Consider the following 2,286-nt stretch of genomic DNA (forward strand, 5'->3'; position numbering starts at 1 on the left):
TCGCTCCAGATTTACTGTTCATCATATGACCAGCTATATTATATGGAAGCTGGATCAATATTTAAGTGAAATGAATGAGGATTTATTTGAACTGCTAGGTATTGATATTCACCATCTCGAAGTTTTAATGCAATTCGAAACGATTAACGATATACGTTCATGGCTTGTAAAGCTCTTATATGAAATTTCTGAACGACTGCAGAAGAAAAACGTCATGAAAGACAGCAAGTTTATACGCAGCGTCACGAAGTCAATTAAGGAGAGGATGAGTGAAAATATTACCCTCAAAGATATGGCGCTGCAGTTTTCTTTCTCGCCTAGCTATATGGGGTTTTTAATAAAAGAAAAGTCAGGTCATACCTTCAATGAACTGCTCGTGCATCTGCGTATGGAGAAAGCATGTGAACTGCTCAATCAACCCGGGATAAAAATTTATGAAGTTGCCGATCAGGTTGGTTATCGTTATCTTCCCTATTTCAGCCGACAATTTAAGGAGAAGTTTGGCATGACACCTATGGAATATCGGAAGAGAGAGAATTGATCAATAATGGGGGAGCTTTAGATGAAAATAGTCCGGGAGAATAGAAAGAGACTCGGATATATGCCGATCGGATACAAGCTTATGCTGTCCTATATGATCTTTATCGTTATTTTGGTCGTTGTCAATTTCTATGTGTCTCATTCGATGTATGACTCTTCCATGCGTAAGCAGACGCGTATGAATATTGAAGGAACGATGGAGCAAATGCGCGACAACGTGAAGTATAAACTAGATGATATTGTCCGAATATCGTCTACACTCTATGATGATTATAATCTGGTTCAGAGCATTCGAGTTGATGAAATAGGCATTGCCAATTTAAATCGAATGAATCAGATCATTAGCCCAAAGCTGGAAAGCGCCTCGAAATCTATTGGGATGAATTTAAGGTTGTCTGTCTACTTTCATAATAAAACGGTGAACCAAATTTATGAGAATAGATGGAAGAAAGACAATGCTGCCGATAACGATGAATCCAAAGAGYAAACCTATGATATTTATCATATGAGCCGCATTCAGGATAAGTTATGGTACACATCCATTCCAAAAGAAGAATACGGCGTGACTATGGAGTGGAAACAGGTTGAAGAGGATGTACGAGATCATCGTATTTCAATGATACGACGTATCGTCGACACCGATAATCCATTGGAAGTTGAAGAGCTGGCTATTATGCGGTTTAGCGTTCAGATGAAGGAGCTGTTTAATAGCGTTGACTTCTCGAAGCTTGGCGACGGCAGCATGCTGTCAGTCGTGGATTCTACGGGGTACGTTATTTTCTCCTCTGGGCAGCTTCCGGAAGGCTCAACCAAACCAGTTTCGAAAATAAACAAAAATGTATCGACAAATGAAAATAGCGATAAGCAAGAATACTTAAGAATAGAAGAAAAATTGCTCAATCAGAATTGGACATTAGTGGCGCAAGTTCCACTTACCATTATCGAGCAGGAAGCTGCGAAGGTACGGGCATTTATTATTTTCATCTGCGTACTAAGCTTTGTTTTGTTAACGTTTGCGGGTGTCTTTATTTCACGTTATTTCTCCAAACGAATTTTGAAATTTGTATCGGTGTTGAATGCTTTCCGCGAGGGGGATTTGCATAAGCGAATTGCCTACAGAGGGAAGGATGAATTCTCTCAAATTGCAACGGCGCTAAACGGAATGGGCGAGGATGTAGAGGCATTAATTAATAAGGTATATTTGACGCAGCTTCAGAAAAAAGAGGCTGAGCTGGAAATGCTGCAGCTTCAGATCAATCCGCACTTTTTATACAATACCCTTTCATCGATCAACCAGCTGGCAAAATTCGGGGAAAATGAAAAACTGCAAAAAATGGTGTTGGAGCTCGCGAAGTTTTATAGACTTACGCTGAATTCAGGCCGTACGATGATTCCAATCGCAGCGGAGATGGAGCAGGCCAACGCATATGTAAGCATACAGAAGGTGAAGTACGGGAAACGTCTGGAAGTATTATTCGAGATTGATGAGAATATATGGCCTTTTGAGACGGTGAAGCTTATTTTGCAGCCTTTCATTGAAAATACGCTTAAGCACGCATGGAGCGGAGATCGCATTCATATTCGGATTGTTACCTATATGGAAGAAAACACAGTGCATTATAAGATAATCGACGACGGGTTCGGAATGCCGCAGGAGCGAATTGATGAAATATTCAGCGGGCTAGATAAAGGGAACATTGGATATGGGATTCGAAATATCGATCAGAGAATCAAGCTTCACTATGG

2 protein-coding genes are annotated in these 2,286 nt (G+C 40.4%); both read left to right on the forward strand.

The window, feature by feature from the left end; genetic code table 11:
• The coding region (locus AC1DSE_RS34265) for a helix-turn-helix domain-containing protein (protein ID WP_477529013.1) at positions 1–541 on the forward strand (541 nt) is incomplete at its 5' end.
• 21 nt (positions 542–562) lie between these two features.
• The coding region (locus AC1DSE_RS34270) for a sensor histidine kinase (protein WP_477529014.1) at positions 563–2,286 on the forward strand (1,724 nt) is incomplete at its 3' end.

The sequence above is a fragment of the Paenibacillus sp. 01L418 genome (genome assembly GCF_056400045.1).